This window comes from Hyalangium ruber (assembly GCF_034259325.1).
Taxonomy (GTDB): Bacteria; Myxococcota; Myxococcia; order Myxococcales; family Myxococcaceae; genus Hyalangium_A; species Hyalangium_A rubrum.
Genome location: NZ_JAXIVS010000003.1, coordinates 538659 through 553190, shown reverse-complemented (window position 1 = coordinate 553190; position 14532 = coordinate 538659). Strand labels below are relative to the sequence as shown.

Here is a 14532-nt window from a genome sequence, read left to right as displayed (position 1 = left end):
CTACTCGCCTCCCTCTCCATGTCGCGCCGCGCCTCCAGGCCCCTGCTGGCCGCTGGGCTCGCGGTGGCGGGGCTCGCGCTGTTGCCCGCCGCCTATCTCGTCGTGCGCGCGACAGGAGCCTCCCGGGAGGCGTGGGAGCTGCTCTTCCGGCCCCGCACGCTCGGGCTGCTGGGCAGCACGCTGGGCCTGGCGCTGGCGGTGACGGTGTGCGCGACCGTGCTCTCGCTCCCGCTTGCCTGGCTGACGACGAGGACGGATCTGCCCGGCAGGCGCATCTGGACGGCGCTGCTGTGCCTGCCCCTGGCGCTGCCGACGTTCGTCAGTGGCTACGTGCTGCTGGCGGCCTTCGGCACGGGCGGTGCGCTGGAGGAGCCGCTGGCCCGGCTCGGCCTGCCCGTGCCGCCAGTGTACGGCTTCCCGGGGGCGCTGCTGTCGCTGACGCTCTCCACCTATCCGTACCTCTTCCTCGCGCTCCGGGCGGGGCTGCTCTCCCAGGATCCAGCCCTGCTGGAGTGCGCGCGAAGCCTGGGGCTCACCCCCGTACGGGCCTTCTGGCGTGTCACGGTGCCGCTGCTGCGGCCGGCCTTCGCCTCCGGAGCGCTGCTGGTGGGGCTCTACGTGCTGTCGGACTTCGGCGCCGTGGCCCTGGTCCAGTACGACGCTTTCTCCCGCATCATCTATATGCAGTACGAAGGTGCCTATGATCGTGCCTATGCCGCGCTGCTCGGGTTGGCACTGGTGGCGGTGACGGTGGTCGTCCTCGTGCTGGAGGCCCGGGTGCGAGGCCGCGCGAGCTACCACCGCAGCGCCAAGGGCACCTCCCGCGCGGTGGCGCCGGTCCGCCTGGGGCGCTGGAGCGTGCCGGCCCTGGCCCTGTGCGGCGCGGTGGTGGCGCTCGGGGTGGGGCTGCCCGTGGGCATCCTCGTGTACTGGGCCGCGCGCGGAGTGGCCTCGGGCGAGGCGGGGGTGTGGGGCCCCGCGGTGAACTCCGTGCTGGCCTCGGGCCTGGCCGCGGTGCTGTCGGTGGTGGCCGCGCTGCCGCTGGCGGTGCTGGGCGCGCGCTATCCGGGGCGGCTGCCCACGCTGCTGGAGCGCAGTGCCTATGTGGGGTACGCGCTGCCCCCCATCGTCCTGGCGTTGTCGCTCGTCTTCTTCGGCATCAACGCGGCGCCCTTCCTCTACGGGACGCTGGCCATGTTGCTGCTGGCCTACCTCGTGCGCTTCCTGCCGCAGGCGGTGGGCACGGTGCGCGCGGCGCTGCTCCAGCTCTCTCCGCGCCTGGGGGAGGCCGCGGCCACGCTGGGGCACGCCCCTGCCTCCGTGCTTCGTCGTGTCACCGCGCCGCTGATGGCGCCGGGGCTGCTGGCCGGCGCGGCGCTCGTGTTCCTCACCGCCATGAAGGAATTGCCGGCCACGCTGCTGCTGGCACCCATCGGCTTCGACACGCTCGCCACCCGCGTGTGGGGCGCCACGGCGGAGGGACAGTTCGCCCAGGCCGCGCCCTCCGCGCTGCTGCTGATGGCGGTGTCCGCGCTGGGCGTGGGTCTGTTGCTCTCTCAGGAGGAGCGGGCGCGCTCCTCCCAGGTGACAGGGTAGGGGACGATGCCGCTGCTCTCACTGGATCAGCTCACCCTGCGCTACACCGCCGGTGGCACTCCGGCGGTGGACGGCTTGAACCTGGCGCTGGAGCCGGGGGAGACGCTGGCGCTGCTGGGCCCCTCCGGGTGTGGAAAGACGACGACGCTGCGGCTCGTCGCGGGTTTCGAGCGGCCAGACACAGGCTCCCTCCAGCTCGAGGGACGCGTGCTCGTCGGCCCGGGCACCTTCGTCCCACCGGATCAGCGGCGCATGGGCATGGTGTTCCAGGACTACGCCCTCTTCCCGCACCTGTCCGTTCTGGACAACGTCACCTTCGGGCTGCAGGCCCTGCCGCGCCGCGAGCAGGTGGCCCGCGCCCGCGCCATGCTGGACATGTTCGCGCTGGGCGGCCTCGAGGCGCGAGCGCCCCACGCGCTCTCCGGTGGCCAGCAGCAGCGCGTGGCACTCGCCCGGGCGCTGGCGCCGGGGCCACGGGTGTTGCTGCTGGACGAGCCCTTCTCCAGCCTCGACGCGGCGCTGCGAGCCTCCACCCGCATGGAGGTGCGCCGGGTGCTCAAGTCCCTGGACACCACGGTGCTGCTCGTCACCCATGACCAGGACGAGGCCATGGCCTTCGCGGACCGGATGGCGGTGATGCGCGGGGGCAGGCTGGAGCAGCTCGGCACGCCCGAGTCCCTCTACCTCACGCCACGTACGGCCTTCGTGGCCTCGTTCCTCGGGGGCACCAACCCGGTGCCCGGCAGCGCCTCTGGCACCGAGGCGCGGACGGTGCTCGGCAACCTCCCGCTGGTGTCGCCCGCGCAGGGGCCGGTGCTCCTGTCCCTGCGGCCGGAGGCGCTGCGGCTGATGGCGGAGACGGGGGCGCAGGCAGGCACCTTGCGCGCGGAGGTGCTCACGCGTGAGTTCCAGGGCCATGGCGTGGTGTTCACCGTGCGGTGTGGAGGCATGGAGCTGACGGTGCGCGGCACATCGGAGGTGCCCTTTCGCCCAGGCGACAGCGCGCGGCTGGAGGTGGTGGGCAAAGCGGTGGTGTTGGAGGACGCTCCTCCAGACGCGGCAGGGGAGCCCGGTTCTTCCGGTACCTGAGAGACGGTCGAGTCTCCCGCTTCCGCAGGCTGCGCAGATACCCACTGGGGTGGCGAGAGCGACGGGGCTGATGCTCACCCCTTCCGAGGCATGTAGGCGCGGTGCGGGATGGCGTTTCCTCGATGCCGGATGAACAGCGGCCCCCAAGACGGGTTCGCGTCATGCATCTGCTTGAGCAGGCGCACCATGCGGGCGTGGATCGGACGCACCGCCGCTCCCTTCACCAGTGCAGCCTCGATGGCGGCCGCCACCAGGTGGGCCGCATAGGTGCCCTCCACCAGCGCGCCCGGCAGCTCCGGCGGGCCGGACAGCAGTCGCTGGCTGAGCCGCGCGACACGCGTCTGGTCGGCGTCACGCCAGTTCTGGATCTGTCCCAGCGCGTGGCCTTCCAGCGCAGCGGCTCGGTGCGTGACGATGACCTCCGCGACGAACCCTGCGGACAGCCGGGCCTTCTCGAGAGACACGGGCTCTCCGGCCAGCACGACGTCCGCCCGATCTTCCTCCACCTGCTGCTCGATGAGCCGGGTCCAGCCCTGACGCCCGGTGAACTGGAGCTTGGAGACGGTGGCTGCCGCGAGATAGCCACGCAGCAGGTCGGCCGGGTGTGAATCGCCCGCTGGGCCCTCGCTCCGCAGCCGCGGCTCGCCCCCCCATGCCGCGTTGAGCCCGCGGAAGTAGCCTACCAGCCCAAGGCCTGCGGTAGGCCCCATGTTGAGGATGCCGAGGACATCCGAGGCCGTCTCGTCGATGCGCTCAGCCCAATACTCGCCAAGCATCTCCAAGTCCTCCGCCTTCAGCCGGGCGTACACCGCCCAGGCCAGCTCCGCCGCCAGCCCGCTATCCGCGTGGAGGACGTCATGCCCCGCCGCCTCGTGCGGCAGCGCCGCCCAGGCCAGTAGCCCTTGCCGCGCGTTCGCAGGGGGTAGGCTCACCACGCCCGCCTCCAGGCCCAGCACTTCCGAGGTGGCATCCACCGGCCAGGTGTACGGTCCGAAGCTGGGATTGCCCCACTTCACCAGTGGAGGAATCACGCCACGATCCGGGGGCTTCACGCCGCGGCGATCCCCCGCGCTGAGGAAGCCATCATAGAGATCGCTGACGACCTCCTGGAAGGCATCCGTCGCCACGCGCTCGTACCCCTCTGCGTTCTGCAGGATGGCATGCGCTACATCCAAGAGCAGGGCTGCGGTGCCCTCCCTCCGCGGATCGCTCTGCAGCACCTGCGAGAACCCCATCGGGCCAAGCCCATCCAGCGCGGAGAGGAAGGGCTGGTAGAAGGCCTCGCGGTACACGGGGGGAAGTGAGGCGCGCGCGGCCTCCAGCCTGCCTCGCAGCGCATGGTAGTCCGAGGGCTCTGGCGGCCCCATATCGCCGTCCAGCGCGGCCTCGCGGGCATCCTGGATGAGCTCACTCAGGTTGTGCTCGGGGTGCGTGGGCGAGAAGACGGGAGGGCGTGTCCCTACGGGATGAGGGCTGGTGGGAGAGGAAGGCCGGGGCGGACGGGGGGCGACAACTCTGTTGGCACGGGACATGGGTACCTCGGTGAAGGGGGCACTCTCCTCAGAGAGTGACGTGGCTGAAGAGCAATCGCCGTGCCCGAGTGGCCTCCTCAGGGTTTTGCAGCCAGCCGGTCCGCCCAGGCCTGGCTGGAGCGCCAAGCCATGTCCACCGGAGTGGACAGCCACCATGCAGCGTGTCCACTGCCGTTGACACTCTGGGGGCTTGCCCATGGGGAGGTCCCTCGGAAACGTTCGCTGGCCCGCCGAGTGCATTGGACTTGAAACAAATGTCCTGCCTCGGGCCCGCCCGCATTCACGTGTTATTGCTGGGTGCCATGTCGACAAACATGGCGGCTCCCGAGATACGTTTTGCGCGCGAGCGTGACCTCTACCTGGCTGTGCTCCGGGTCCTGGATGCACCCGACCCACGCCAGCCCCTTCAGGAGGTGCTCGTGGGGCTGGTCGAGTTGGGGGATGCTCAGCGTGCCGGCCTGGAGCTGTATGGCGATGCCTCCGCGGGCCGCCGAGAGTGGTCGCTCTTCCACGGCTGCACGGATGCGGACCGTGAGGAGATCCGGGCCCTCACTTCGCGTGGAATCGTGGCGTCTGCGATTGCCGCGGGACAGACCGTCCACACAGCCCATGCGCTGCTGGATGCACGCTTCTCGGGCTCGCCCAGCGTGAGAGGACAGCGGCTGGAGGCGGTACTCTGCGTCCCGCTCTCGGGCCGTCTGCCGGGTGTGCTCTACCTGGAGGGTAAGCGCGGCGCGGGACCCTTCCCGGAGACGCTGGTGGCCTTTGCTGAGTCCGTGGCGCGCTACCTGGGGACCGCCGCCGAGCGCGCACTGGCCCGGCGCGGGGGCGATGTGGATGACCCCACCCGACTCTTCCGCGAGCGCCTCCACCTCGAAGGCATCGTTGGGCGGAGTGCGGCGCTGGCACGTGTCTTCAGTCAGGTCGCAGTGGCCGTGCCACTGGACGTGACGGTGATGATCAGCGGCCCTTCAGGCACGGGAAAGACACAGCTGGCGCAGGCCCTTCACGCCAACAGCAAGCGCAGCGCGGGCCCCTTCGTGGAGCTCAACTGCGCCGCCATTCCGGAGGGGCTCTTCGAAAGCGAACTCTTCGGGGCCCTGCCCGGCGCCTTCCCTGGTGCGCGGCGGACGGTAGGCAAGGTGGAGGCCGCAGAAGGGGGCACGCTCTTCCTGGATGAGATCGCCGAGATCCCGCTGGCCGCGCAGAGCAAGTTGCTCCAGTTGCTGCAGTCGAAGCAGTACTTCCCGCTGGCCAGCCCACGGCCGCACCAAGCGAACGTGCGACTCATCACGGCCACCAACGCGGACCTGGAGCAGCAGGTGCGCGAGCGGCGCTTCCGCGAGGATCTTTTCTACCGCATCAACGTGCTGACGGTGCGCCTGCCGCCGCTGTCCGAGCGGCGCGAGGACGTGGGCCCGCTGGTGGAGGCCTTGATGGAGCGCCTGGCCAATGAGCACGGGCTACCGCGCCTGCAGGCCTCTCCGGCCTGCCTCGTCGCGTGCGAGCTGGCAGATTGGCCAGGCAATGTGCGGCAGCTCCGCCACCGGCTGGAGGCTGCGCTCATCCGCGCCAGCGCCGAGGCCGCTCCGCGCCTCGAGCCACGCCACGTGTTCGAGGAGGCGGGCGGCCAGGACATGGGGCCTATCTCCTTTCATGAGGCCACGCGCCTGTTTCAGCGTGACCTGCTGCGCCGCGAGCTGGATGCCACGGATTGGTGCGTGAGCGATGTGGCGCAGCGACTCGATTTGACCCGTTCGCACATCTACAACCTGATGAAGGCGTTCGGACTGTCGCGCTGAGTGAGTGGCAGAGGGCTCGGCGCAGCATCCTGATGTGTTGTCTTGTTTCACCCACACACAAGGAGCAGTGCCCATGCCTGAAGCCAATGATACGTTTATGCGGCAGTTTGCCACCCTCGCGCCCGTTGATAGCGCTGACAAACTGGAGCGCTGGTGGAGACCCAATCTCTCCGAAAGCCAATATCGTGCTCATAAGATCAAGGTCGTGTCCTTCGAAAGGACGCAGGATACGGTCTACCTGAACTTCGAACTGGCTGGAGACAAGGCTCGCGCTCAGCAGCTCAGACAGTTTCGCGTGGACCTCCACCGCGCGACAGAACTCGTCTGGTCCGAGTTGCCCTCCACCGTTGCTCACGCGACGAAAGACCAATACGCATTCCTCATGCTGAGTGAGAAGTGGTATCGGGACAACGAACTCTCCGTAAACGCATTCGCCGAGCCCGGTGACAAATGGCCGTTCGGGGCTGAGTTGCCCTCGTGAAATCGCCTCAGAGCAAGTGAGTGGCGCGACACTCGAAAGGGGCCAATCCATGCACCTCACCGTCATCTCGTACCCTTCGATTATCAGCGATCTGTTCGAGGACGTGGCTTTCACGTTCAATCCAAGTGCGCACTCACCAAAGTCTGCATTTGTGCGATGCCAACACCCGAATCACCTCCCGCACGTGCTTGCCAACATCGGGCAGAAGGTGACGTGCCTTGACCTCTTCGGGCATGGAGACTCTGGCAGATTGAAGCTCGGCGACGGCATGCTCGTGGATACAGACAGGACCAACTGGGATGTCATCCGCCAGTTGGACGAGGTGCTGGCGGAAGGCGCCAAGGTCCGCTTGCTCGGTTGCTTCACCGGCACCTGTCATGCTGGGCACAAGACCCTGCGTGACATCGCGGGCCGACTTGGGAAAAACCGCGAGATCCTGGGTACCACGGCCCTCATCTACCAGCGCGATTTTGGTCCCACCGGCTTCAAGGAAGAGGTAGCCCAGAAGTACCTCGTATCCTCAAATATCCCCCACCCTGTCGAACCAGCGAGCCGGTTTGGCGGCGGCCCTGAGCCCACGCTTGGCGAAGACAAGTTCATCAAGAGCCTGCCTCAGGGGTTCATTGCGCAGGGCCGTGGCGTGCCTTCCGCGATTCCAATGGACCAGAAGATCGTGGACTCGACGGAGGTCAGCCTCGCCAGCGAAGGCAAGCTTGTGCTCCTGCGCGATCTCAGCCAGCAGCAGCCCCTGCTCTTCCTCTTCAAGAAGTGTCCTCCCGTGTTGGACGTTCCGAAGCTGCGAAGCGCCCTTCGGCTCTCCTGAGCGGAGGGCTCAGCGCGAGCGCTCCACGCAGCGCACCCCGATGCCGAACTCGAAGCGGCGGGGCGGCAGGTTGTTGGTCCATCTGAGCCGGTGCTGTCCCACTTCCACCGGCCCATCCCACCTGCCGCCCACCAGCATGCGCAGGCCCCGATAGGGCCCCTCCGTGGCAGGCGTCGACGTCCACTCGGCCACGTTGCCCGCCATGTCCAGCACGCCATAGGGGCTGCGATCCTCGGGGAACGAGCCGATGGGCGCCACCGTGGGAAAGGCATCCTTGCCTTGTAGGTTGGCGGGAGGTTCCGCGCGATCCTCCCCCCAGACCGTCTGCCTCCGGGGATTCGGGTTGGCCACCTCTTCCCGGGCGTCCAGGAACTCGCCTCCCCGGGCTGCCTTCTTCCACTCATCGAAAGCCGGCAGATGCTTGCCCATGAAGCGGCAGAAGGCCTCGGCGGTGAACGCGTCAAACCCAGTGGCCGGGCTCTCCGGGGCATGGGCCAGTACGTACAGCGGGTGGGCCGGGGCCACCATCCGCTCGTCACCCGAAAGTGGGAGGATGCCTTCTTGGAAGAGGCGGAACTGGCCGTTGGTGACTTCCGTCCCATCGATGGAGAAGGCCTCGACCTTTATCCGCAGCTCGTCCTCCGCCTTCTCCGCAGGACGCCAGTAGGTTCCCGCAGGCACCGCTATCAGCCCGGACCGTGAGGCGGCACAGGTGGGCACCGGGACATGCACCTCGCGGCGCTGCGCCCGCTGCTCATAACCGGGCAACCTCCGCAGCCGTACTTGGGAAGGGGGGCAGCCGCCCCGCTCCACCGTCAGCCACGCCCCGCGCGAGGGCGCCTCCACTCGCTCTCTCCAGGCCCCCTGGCCGTCCACCCGGCCTGAGCCGCGCTGCAGGCTGCCTGCATCGTATTCTTTCCCAGCCCCGAGCCCTTCTACGGGTGCCAGAGTCCACTCCAGCGGCCCCGTGGCGCGCACCCGCGTCCATGCCAGGGTGCGTGGATCGAAGTCGTAGAGTTCCAGCACGAGGTCGAAGTCACCCACGTCCGCCGCGGCCAGGCGGATCTCGGCCTGCTGGCTCACTGCCTCCAGTTGCTTCTGCCGGAACGCCAGCGCCGCCAGGATGCCGGCCACGGCCACCAGCGCCAGCACGATCACGGTGCCCGCCAGCACTGTCCGCCGCCGCAGTGCCTGCCGCTGCTCGTGCTGACGCGCGGCCTCTAGGAAGGCGCGCGAGCGGCTGGCGAGCGGAACCTTCCAGTCCTCTACCCGCCGCAGCGCCTGGGCCAGCGCGTCGCCGCCCCACGTCTCCTCATCCCTCCGCCCGCGACGATCCCAGAGCGCGGCGGCTTGATCGATCTCCTGCACCAGCAGGTGCTCCTCGCGGGACTCCTCACGCCAGCGCGCCAGCTCCGGCCACGCCGTGGCCAGCGCCTCATGGGCCAGCTCGACCACGGCCTCGTCGGTCTGCACATCCCGCGAGGCCACCACCAGCCGGTGTGCCAGCAGCGCATCCAGCTGCCGGCCCGCTCCGGGCCCCAGCTCTTCCAACAGCTCCGCGCGCTGGCGTGGCCGCCGGGTGCTTTCGGGCGTGAGCAGCTGAAGCAGCAGCGCGCGCACTGTGCGCACCTCATCGGCGGGCAGCTGGCCCAGCAGTTGCCGGCCTTGCGCGGCCAGTGCGCCGGCCACCCCTCCCAGCTCCTGGTAGACGGAGGCCCGCAGCAATCTCCTCTCGCTGTCGCGTCGCTCCCACAACGCCGCGCACGTGGCCTGGAGCAGCGGCAGCCCCACCGGCTGCGCCCGCACGTCCACGACGATGCGCGCGACGAGCTCCGGCTCGTCCGTGGCGTAGCCGACTCGCCGCAGCGGCCCAGTGATGGCCTCCCCCAATGCGGCCGCTGAGAGCGGACCCACCACGAAGGCTCCCCCGAGGAACGGACGCAGCGGCTCCAAGCGAGCGAAGTGGCCCAGATAATCATCCCGCAGCGCGACCAGCACCCGCCACCCGAGGTTCGACGCAGCGACCGCCGCCAGGCATCGCGCCAGCGCCTGCGCCTCTTCTAGCGTGGCCAGTGTGAAGGCCTCCTCGAAGGCGTCCAGGGCGAGCAGCGCGGGCCCAGGCGCCCGAGCGTGCAAGGCCTCCACGATGGCACCTGGGCTGTCTGACAACCTGGCAGCCGTTCCAGGCTCCAACCCCAGCACTTCCGCCAGCCGCTGAAGCGGACGGCGTCCCGGCCGGAGTGTCACCACGGTCCAGGGCGCCAGCTGCCTCAGGCGCGGCACCAACCCGGCGTGCAGGAGCGAGCTCTTGCCAATTCCCGAGGGGCCCACGAGCGCCACCGCCATCTCATTCCGCAGCCGCTCCACCAGCGCGTCCACCTCCGCCTCGCGCCCTGAGAACTCCTCGGCGTCGGCCTCGGTGAATGCGCGCAGCCCACAGAAGGGTGGCCGGGCAGTGTCTCCTTGCCGTGGGCTCTCCGGCTCCAGCAGAGCGGCGAGCGAGCGCGCTACCTCCTCCGCCGCAGGGCGCGCCGTGGGGGAGAGTGCCAGGCAGTCTCTCACGAGCGGCGCGGCCGAGAGCGCTTGCGCGGGGCCTGGCAGCGCACGGGGCGAGAAGGCGAAGGTGGCCAGGTCCGCATCGTCCACCGGACGGCGGCCCTCAAGCAGCTCGTGCAGGAGCACTCCCAAGGACCAGACATCCATCGCCGGGGCAGGAGGTGCTCCCCGCCAGCGCTCCGGTGACATATAGGCCGGAGTGCCTGAGGCCGCGCCCACGGAGGCGCCCGCGTGGCGGGCCAGGCCGAAGTCCACCACCCGAAGCCGTCCATCCTTCGGCAGCAGCACATTCTCCGGCTTGAGATCGGCATGGACGATGCCGTGCCGGTGCGCTTCGGCCAGCGCATCCGCGATGGCTCGCCCCACCCGGAGCACCTCACTCACCGGCAGGCGCTCGCGCGTCATCCGCTGGCGCAGCGTCTCTCCTTCCAGGTACTCCAGCGCCAGATACGGCTGAGTGCCGAACGTGCCAACCTCAAGCACGGTGACGATGTGCGGGTGGCTGAAGCGAGCCGTGGTGCGCGCCTCCTCGAGAAGCCGGTCCGCGCTCTCCGGGCCCAGCACCTCCGGCTGGAGGACCTTGAGCGCCACCAGACGTCCCAGCAACAGGTCCTGCGCCAGGTAGACCCTTCCGGATGCGCCTTGCCCCAGCAGCCGTACCACGCGAAACCCATCCACCCGAGATCCCGCGGCGAGCGGCCCGTCCTCAGGAGGCGCCTTGCTGACGGCAAGCTTTCTCATCCCCACTCCGGTGTCACGACACTGCGGAGTCTAGACGCCTCCGTAGCCCAAGGCACCTCGTGCGCCTCCTGGGCCGAGAAGCCTGTCGAATTCCTTGGACACTCGCCAGGGTCCCTGTCCACCCGAGTGGACACGCGGATGCGAGGGAGCCCGGAAATCCTTGCGAATCTGCTGGGAATTGCGGGGCTTCCGATCCCCGGAAGTGCTCGGCACGCCCGTTGCTCAAGGCCCTCCCGCGCCCAATGCGTAGGAGGTTGTCTTGGATCTGCTCATCCAGATGTTCGCCGTGCTCGCCGTCTTCGCCATGGTTCACGAACGCGTGTTGGAACTGCTGCGCATGCCGCGGGAGCTGCTCGCCAAGCAGGATCAGAACAAGCCTGAAGACAGCAAGCGGTGGACCCAAGTCGTCACGGTGCTGGACGCCGTGACGATCGGTTCCTTCAACTGGGTGAGCGGCGTCGTCCTCGCGCTGTTGACGCGTGCGGATCTGCTGAAGCTGATCGAGCCAGTGGCCGCTGGCCAGAAGCCCGAGTTCCTCACGCAGTATCTGCGGAAGAGTCCTTGGGACTGGTCAAGCTGGTCACTGCTCGAGTTCCTCGGCTGCGTGCTCATGGGATTCTCCACCACCGTGGGCTCGAAGTTCTGGCACGACGCCGTCAATGGCTTGATGGAGCTCCGGAAGCAATTGGCGGGCGCGGGGGCGGCAGCGCGCAAGTTGACAGCGGCAGAGGTGCAGCAGGCCCTCAATACCGCAGCCGAAGAGGTAGGAAAGTCCAAAGCAGCGGATTCGAAGCAGGCCCTCACGGACGTGGCCGAGGCGCTCAAGCGAGGGGCCCGCAAGGCCGCCGAGTCCCAGCCTGGTCACTAGCATTCCCTGGCATCGAGAGAGCGAGAGCAGCGCGGGATGAACCTGCAGCCGGACAGAGGAAACATGCGACTGAATCTACTGCGTAGGACATTGACGGGGCTTGTAGTCCTGATGATTGCGCCGCTCACTGCGGAAGCCCAGCTCCAGACGCTCACGACCTTCCGCCGGCCAGAAGGCCGTGAGGCTACGGACAAGACTACCAAGCCGGATGCGTTCATTCCTCAGACAGACGTAAAACGTACGCTTGCTCCGCTGGTGATTACTCCGAGTTTTTCGGTGCCGATCAACGGTGAGACGGACATCGGCCCGAGCTTGACGGGACAAGGAGCTGTTCCCATCGAATGGGAGGCTGCAAAGTCACTGGGAGCTTTGTTGGTGGGCGATGTGCGGCTGACGCTCAATCAGAAGCCCAGCGTGGGGACTGCCGAGGACGTGGGTCGGCGCATTCGCGCAAGCTCTGGTACGGGAGTCCTCAACCTGGGCTTGAAGGGTGAGTGGTTCCCTACGCGTTACAATCGCGCTTCGGATCGAGGCTCGCTTGGAGTACTCGGCAGGGTCGCAGTTCAGGGAGCCGTGCAGTCTGCGGCTACTCTGGAGCTTGCCGGTGTCACGGACAATGCGCAAACCGCCATTCAGCAGGAGACCTTCGGCCTCGTTTCCATAGAGGGTACAGCCGCCGTGTACCTCTTTCACGTCTATCTGGGCTTACAGTGGAACCGGTACTGGATGGTCGACGCCGGAGCCGTGAATGCGGATCTCCGTCGTGAAGTTCATGCCCGCAATGCCATCACGGTCATGGCGGTTGCTCCCTTTCTCATCAATGATTCGGATTCGAACGAGGGTAAGGTCCGCGAAAGTGACACACTGTACCTTCAAGTAGCGGTAACGACGCGGGATGATTGGAGCGATGCCGCGATGTCCTTTGGGGTGGCTGCCTCGTTCGATCCCCTCTGAATCCAACAGCGCATTGCCCAGTAAGGAGACTTCATGGCTGGCCTCTACGGCGTCGATCATATCGTCGTGTTGATGATGGAGAACCGCTCATTCGACCACATGCTCGGCTACTTGAAGAACACCGGGTTGCCTGGGGTCGATGGGGTAGACGGCAATCGCGCCATTGTTTTCGAGAACAAGCCGTACAAGCAGGAGCACCTCTCCAGCCCCGTGTTCAAGCCGGATCCTCACCATGGCCACGAGGAAGTGAAGCGCCAGATGGCCGGTGGCGCCATGACGGGCTTCGTTGGGAGCTTCGCCCCCCGAGCCCGGGCCAAGGGCAAGGATCCTGGGCTCATCATGGGGTACCACGATGAGCGGGAGTTGCCTGTCTATGACTACCTGGCGCGGCGCTTCACCGTGTGTGACCGCTGGTTCTCGTCCATGCCTGGGCCCACCTGGCCCAACCGGCACTTCGCCCTTTGTGGGCACTCGGAAGGCCATACCGACAATGGTCACTTCATCCAGGAGGCGAAGACCATCTTCGACCACCTGAGCGATGCGAATGTCCCGTGGCGTTACTACTCACACGACATCGCGTTTCTGCGGACCGTTTCCAAATACACGGCCCACACCAGCCGCATCGACAAGGTACAGTCTTTCTACACCCGCGCGGCCCAGGGGACGCTCGACGCGGTCTCGTTCATCGATCCCAACTTTACCTTGCAGGAGTCGATCTTCGGCATTGGCTATGCCAATGACGACCACCCCCCGGTGGATGTCCGGCGCGGGCAGGATCTGGTGTCCCGCATCTACAATGTGCTCCTCCTGGCCAGGAACAATCGATGGAAGCGCACGCTTTTCATCGTGACCTACGACGAGCACGGTGGCTTCTACGACCATGTCCCTCCCCCTGCCGCGGTGTCTCCCAACGGAGACCCCAGCTTCAGCACCTATGGCATCCGGGTGCCTGCGCTCGTCATCTCTCCGTGGGCCGAAGCGGGCGCCGTGAGTCACACGGTGTTTGACCACACGTCCATCCTCAAGACCATCCTCAAGCGCTTCTGCCAGAAGTCGGACGGAGCGCTTCCAGATATGGGAGCGCGCGTCGCCGCCGCCAATGATCTGGAACCGCTCCTGTCCCGGCCGCAACCACGCGATGATGCCAAGCCAGCCCCCGTGGCGAACATCGACACCGTGTCGGTCTTGCCACTGAGCTTCCATGGGGTCGCGGGACCGCTAGGCGTCGCCGGCCATGAAGCTGCGGCGGCCGTTGCGCTTGAGCCCACCGACTTCCAGTTGGAAATGCTCAAACTCCGCGACGAGGCTCTGGCTCAAGGCGTCCCCGAGGGCAAGCTCTGAGTTCCACGCTCTTGCGATCGCCGTCCAGCAGCGGCCCTGCTGCGGCTGGGGCTCGCGCGCACGAGTGGATGGCCCCGGAGTGCCAGCCCGGCACTCCGCCTCTTCTCCAGGTCACCCTCACGGAGGCCTCGGGCCGCTTCACCGTGAGGACCTTCACGGTCGCGGTGTCGGGAGGCACGCCCTGTCCGGGGTGGAGGCGCACCGGCCACCTGGCCACGCCTCGCACCGAGCATGTCGCCACCGTGCTGCCCTCCGGCAAGGTGCTCGTCGTCGGTGGGGCGGTCTTTCCCCGGGACAAGGCCGAGCTGTACGACCCAGACACGGGCACCAGGAGCGCCACGGGGAGCCTGAACGTCGCCCGGAGGGAGCTTGTCGCCACCGCGCTGCCGGATGGCCGGGTGCTCGTGACCAACACCTTCGGCACCCAGGCGGAGGTGTACTCGACGGAGACGGGGACATGGACGCCCACCGGCAGCCTGCCCGCTCCTCTGGGGCTCCACGTTGGCAGCGTTCTGCCCTCGGGGCGGGTGCTCGTCCTCGGGGGAGCGGGTCGTGGCACGGAGGTGTACGACCCGGACACGGGCACCTGGGCTCTCGGCGCGGACATGGTGTGGCCCCGCACGGGGCCCACGGTCAGCGTGCTGCCCTCGGGCGAGATCCTCGTCACGGGTGGAACCGGCGAGGGCGTCCCCGTCCTCGCCAGCACGGAGCTCTACCGGTCCCCGTAGTGCCCGGTCCACCCGGCGAGC

Annotated in this window: 11 protein-coding genes; 9 read left to right on the top strand and 2 right to left on the bottom strand. The window is 67.8% G+C overall.

Annotation, left to right across the window (positions count from 1 at the left end):
* The first annotated feature begins 18 nt into the window (after window positions 1-18).
* Both SYV04_RS11205 and SYV04_RS11200 read left to right on the top strand, forming a co-directional pair.
* The gene (locus SYV04_RS11205) at window positions 19-1596 is read left to right on the top strand and encodes an ABC transporter permease (protein ID WP_321545682.1); all 1578 of its coding nucleotides are present in this window, start codon (window positions 19-21) and stop codon (window positions 1594-1596) included.
* Between the two features lie 6 nt (window positions 1597-1602).
* Entirely contained in the window at window positions 1603-2685 is a 1083-nt protein-coding gene (locus SYV04_RS11200) for an ABC transporter ATP-binding protein (RefSeq protein ID WP_321545681.1), read from the top strand.
* A gap of 74 nt (window positions 2686-2759) precedes the next feature.
* Here SYV04_RS11200 and SYV04_RS11195 read toward each other — a convergent pair whose 3' ends face one another.
* Window positions 2760-4217, bottom strand: a complete 1458-nt coding sequence (locus SYV04_RS11195) for a hypothetical protein (protein WP_321545680.1) — start codon at window positions 4215-4217, stop codon at window positions 2760-2762.
* Between the two features lie 302 nt (window positions 4218-4519).
* Here SYV04_RS11195 and SYV04_RS11190 point away from each other — a divergent pair, with 302 nt between their 5' ends.
* The 3 genes from SYV04_RS11190 (at window position 4520) to SYV04_RS11180 (ending at window position 7323) form a co-directional block, all read left to right on the top strand.
* Window positions 4520-6019: a sigma-54-dependent Fis family transcriptional regulator gene (locus tag SYV04_RS11190; protein WP_321545679.1), complete on the top strand. Its 1500-nt coding sequence runs from the start codon at window positions 4520-4522 to the stop codon at window positions 6017-6019.
* A gap of 73 nt (window positions 6020-6092) precedes the next feature.
* Window positions 6093-6500 (top strand): hypothetical protein, encoded by a 408-nt coding sequence (locus tag SYV04_RS11185; protein ID WP_321545678.1) that lies wholly within the window; start codon window positions 6093-6095, stop codon window positions 6498-6500.
* A 49-nt stretch (window positions 6501-6549) separates the two neighbouring features.
* Window positions 6550-7323, top strand: coding sequence for a DUF4347 domain-containing protein (locus tag SYV04_RS11180; RefSeq protein ID WP_321545677.1), 774 nt, complete (start codon window positions 6550-6552; stop codon window positions 7321-7323).
* Window positions 7324-7332: 9 nt separating this feature from the next.
* On the opposite strand, the gene SYV04_RS11175 is transcribed toward SYV04_RS11180, so the two are convergent.
* A complete protein-coding gene (locus SYV04_RS11175) occupies window positions 7333-10620 on the bottom strand; it encodes an nSTAND1 domain-containing NTPase (protein ID WP_321545676.1) in 3288 nt (1095 codons plus the stop codon).
* Window positions 10621-10879: 259 nt separating this feature from the next.
* Here SYV04_RS11175 and SYV04_RS11170 point away from each other — a divergent pair, with 259 nt between their 5' ends.
* The 4 genes from SYV04_RS11170 to SYV04_RS11155 all read left to right on the top strand — a co-directional run bounded on the left by SYV04_RS11170 (window position 10880) and on the right by SYV04_RS11155 (window position 14511).
* On the top strand, window positions 10880-11488 hold the full coding sequence (locus SYV04_RS11170; RefSeq protein ID WP_321545675.1) for a hypothetical protein: 609 nt from the start codon (window positions 10880-10882) through the stop codon (window positions 11486-11488).
* A 111-nt stretch (window positions 11489-11599) separates the two neighbouring features.
* Window positions 11600-12442, top strand: coding sequence for a hypothetical protein (locus SYV04_RS11165; protein WP_321545674.1), 843 nt, complete (start codon window positions 11600-11602; stop codon window positions 12440-12442).
* Between the two features lie 33 nt (window positions 12443-12475).
* A complete protein-coding gene (locus SYV04_RS11160; RefSeq protein ID WP_321545673.1) occupies window positions 12476-13783 on the top strand; it encodes a phospholipase C in 1308 nt (435 codons plus the stop codon).
* Between the two features lie 68 nt (window positions 13784-13851).
* Window positions 13852-14511 (top strand): Kelch repeat-containing protein, encoded by a 660-nt coding sequence (locus SYV04_RS11155; RefSeq protein ID WP_321545672.1) that lies wholly within the window; start codon window positions 13852-13854, stop codon window positions 14509-14511.
* Window positions 14512-14532: the final 21 nt, after the last annotated feature.

Coding starts and splice junctions, on each gene's coding strand:
- SYV04_RS11185 (WP_321545678.1), top strand. CDS start 6,093: ATGCCTGAAGCCAATGATACGTTTATGCGGCAGTTTGCCACCCTCGCG.
- SYV04_RS11205 (WP_321545682.1), top strand. CDS start 19: ATGTCGCGCCGCGCCTCCAGGCCCCTGCTGGCCGCTGGGCTCGCGGTG.
- SYV04_RS11155 (WP_321545672.1), top strand. CDS start 13,852: ATGGCCCCGGAGTGCCAGCCCGGCACTCCGCCTCTTCTCCAGGTCACC.
- SYV04_RS11190 (WP_321545679.1), top strand. CDS start 4,520: ATGTCGACAAACATGGCGGCTCCCGAGATACGTTTTGCGCGCGAGCGT.
- SYV04_RS11175 (WP_321545676.1), bottom strand. CDS start 10,620: ATGAGAAAGCTTGCCGTCAGCAAGGCGCCTCCTGAGGACGGGCCGCTC.
- SYV04_RS11180 (WP_321545677.1), top strand. CDS start 6,550: ATGCACCTCACCGTCATCTCGTACCCTTCGATTATCAGCGATCTGTTC.
- SYV04_RS11165 (WP_321545674.1), top strand. CDS start 11,600: ATGATTGCGCCGCTCACTGCGGAAGCCCAGCTCCAGACGCTCACGACC.
- SYV04_RS11195 (WP_321545680.1), bottom strand. CDS start 4,217: ATGTCCCGTGCCAACAGAGTTGTCGCCCCCCGTCCGCCCCGGCCTTCC.
- SYV04_RS11160 (WP_321545673.1), top strand. CDS start 12,476: ATGGCTGGCCTCTACGGCGTCGATCATATCGTCGTGTTGATGATGGAG.
- SYV04_RS11200 (WP_321545681.1), top strand. CDS start 1,603: ATGCCGCTGCTCTCACTGGATCAGCTCACCCTGCGCTACACCGCCGGT.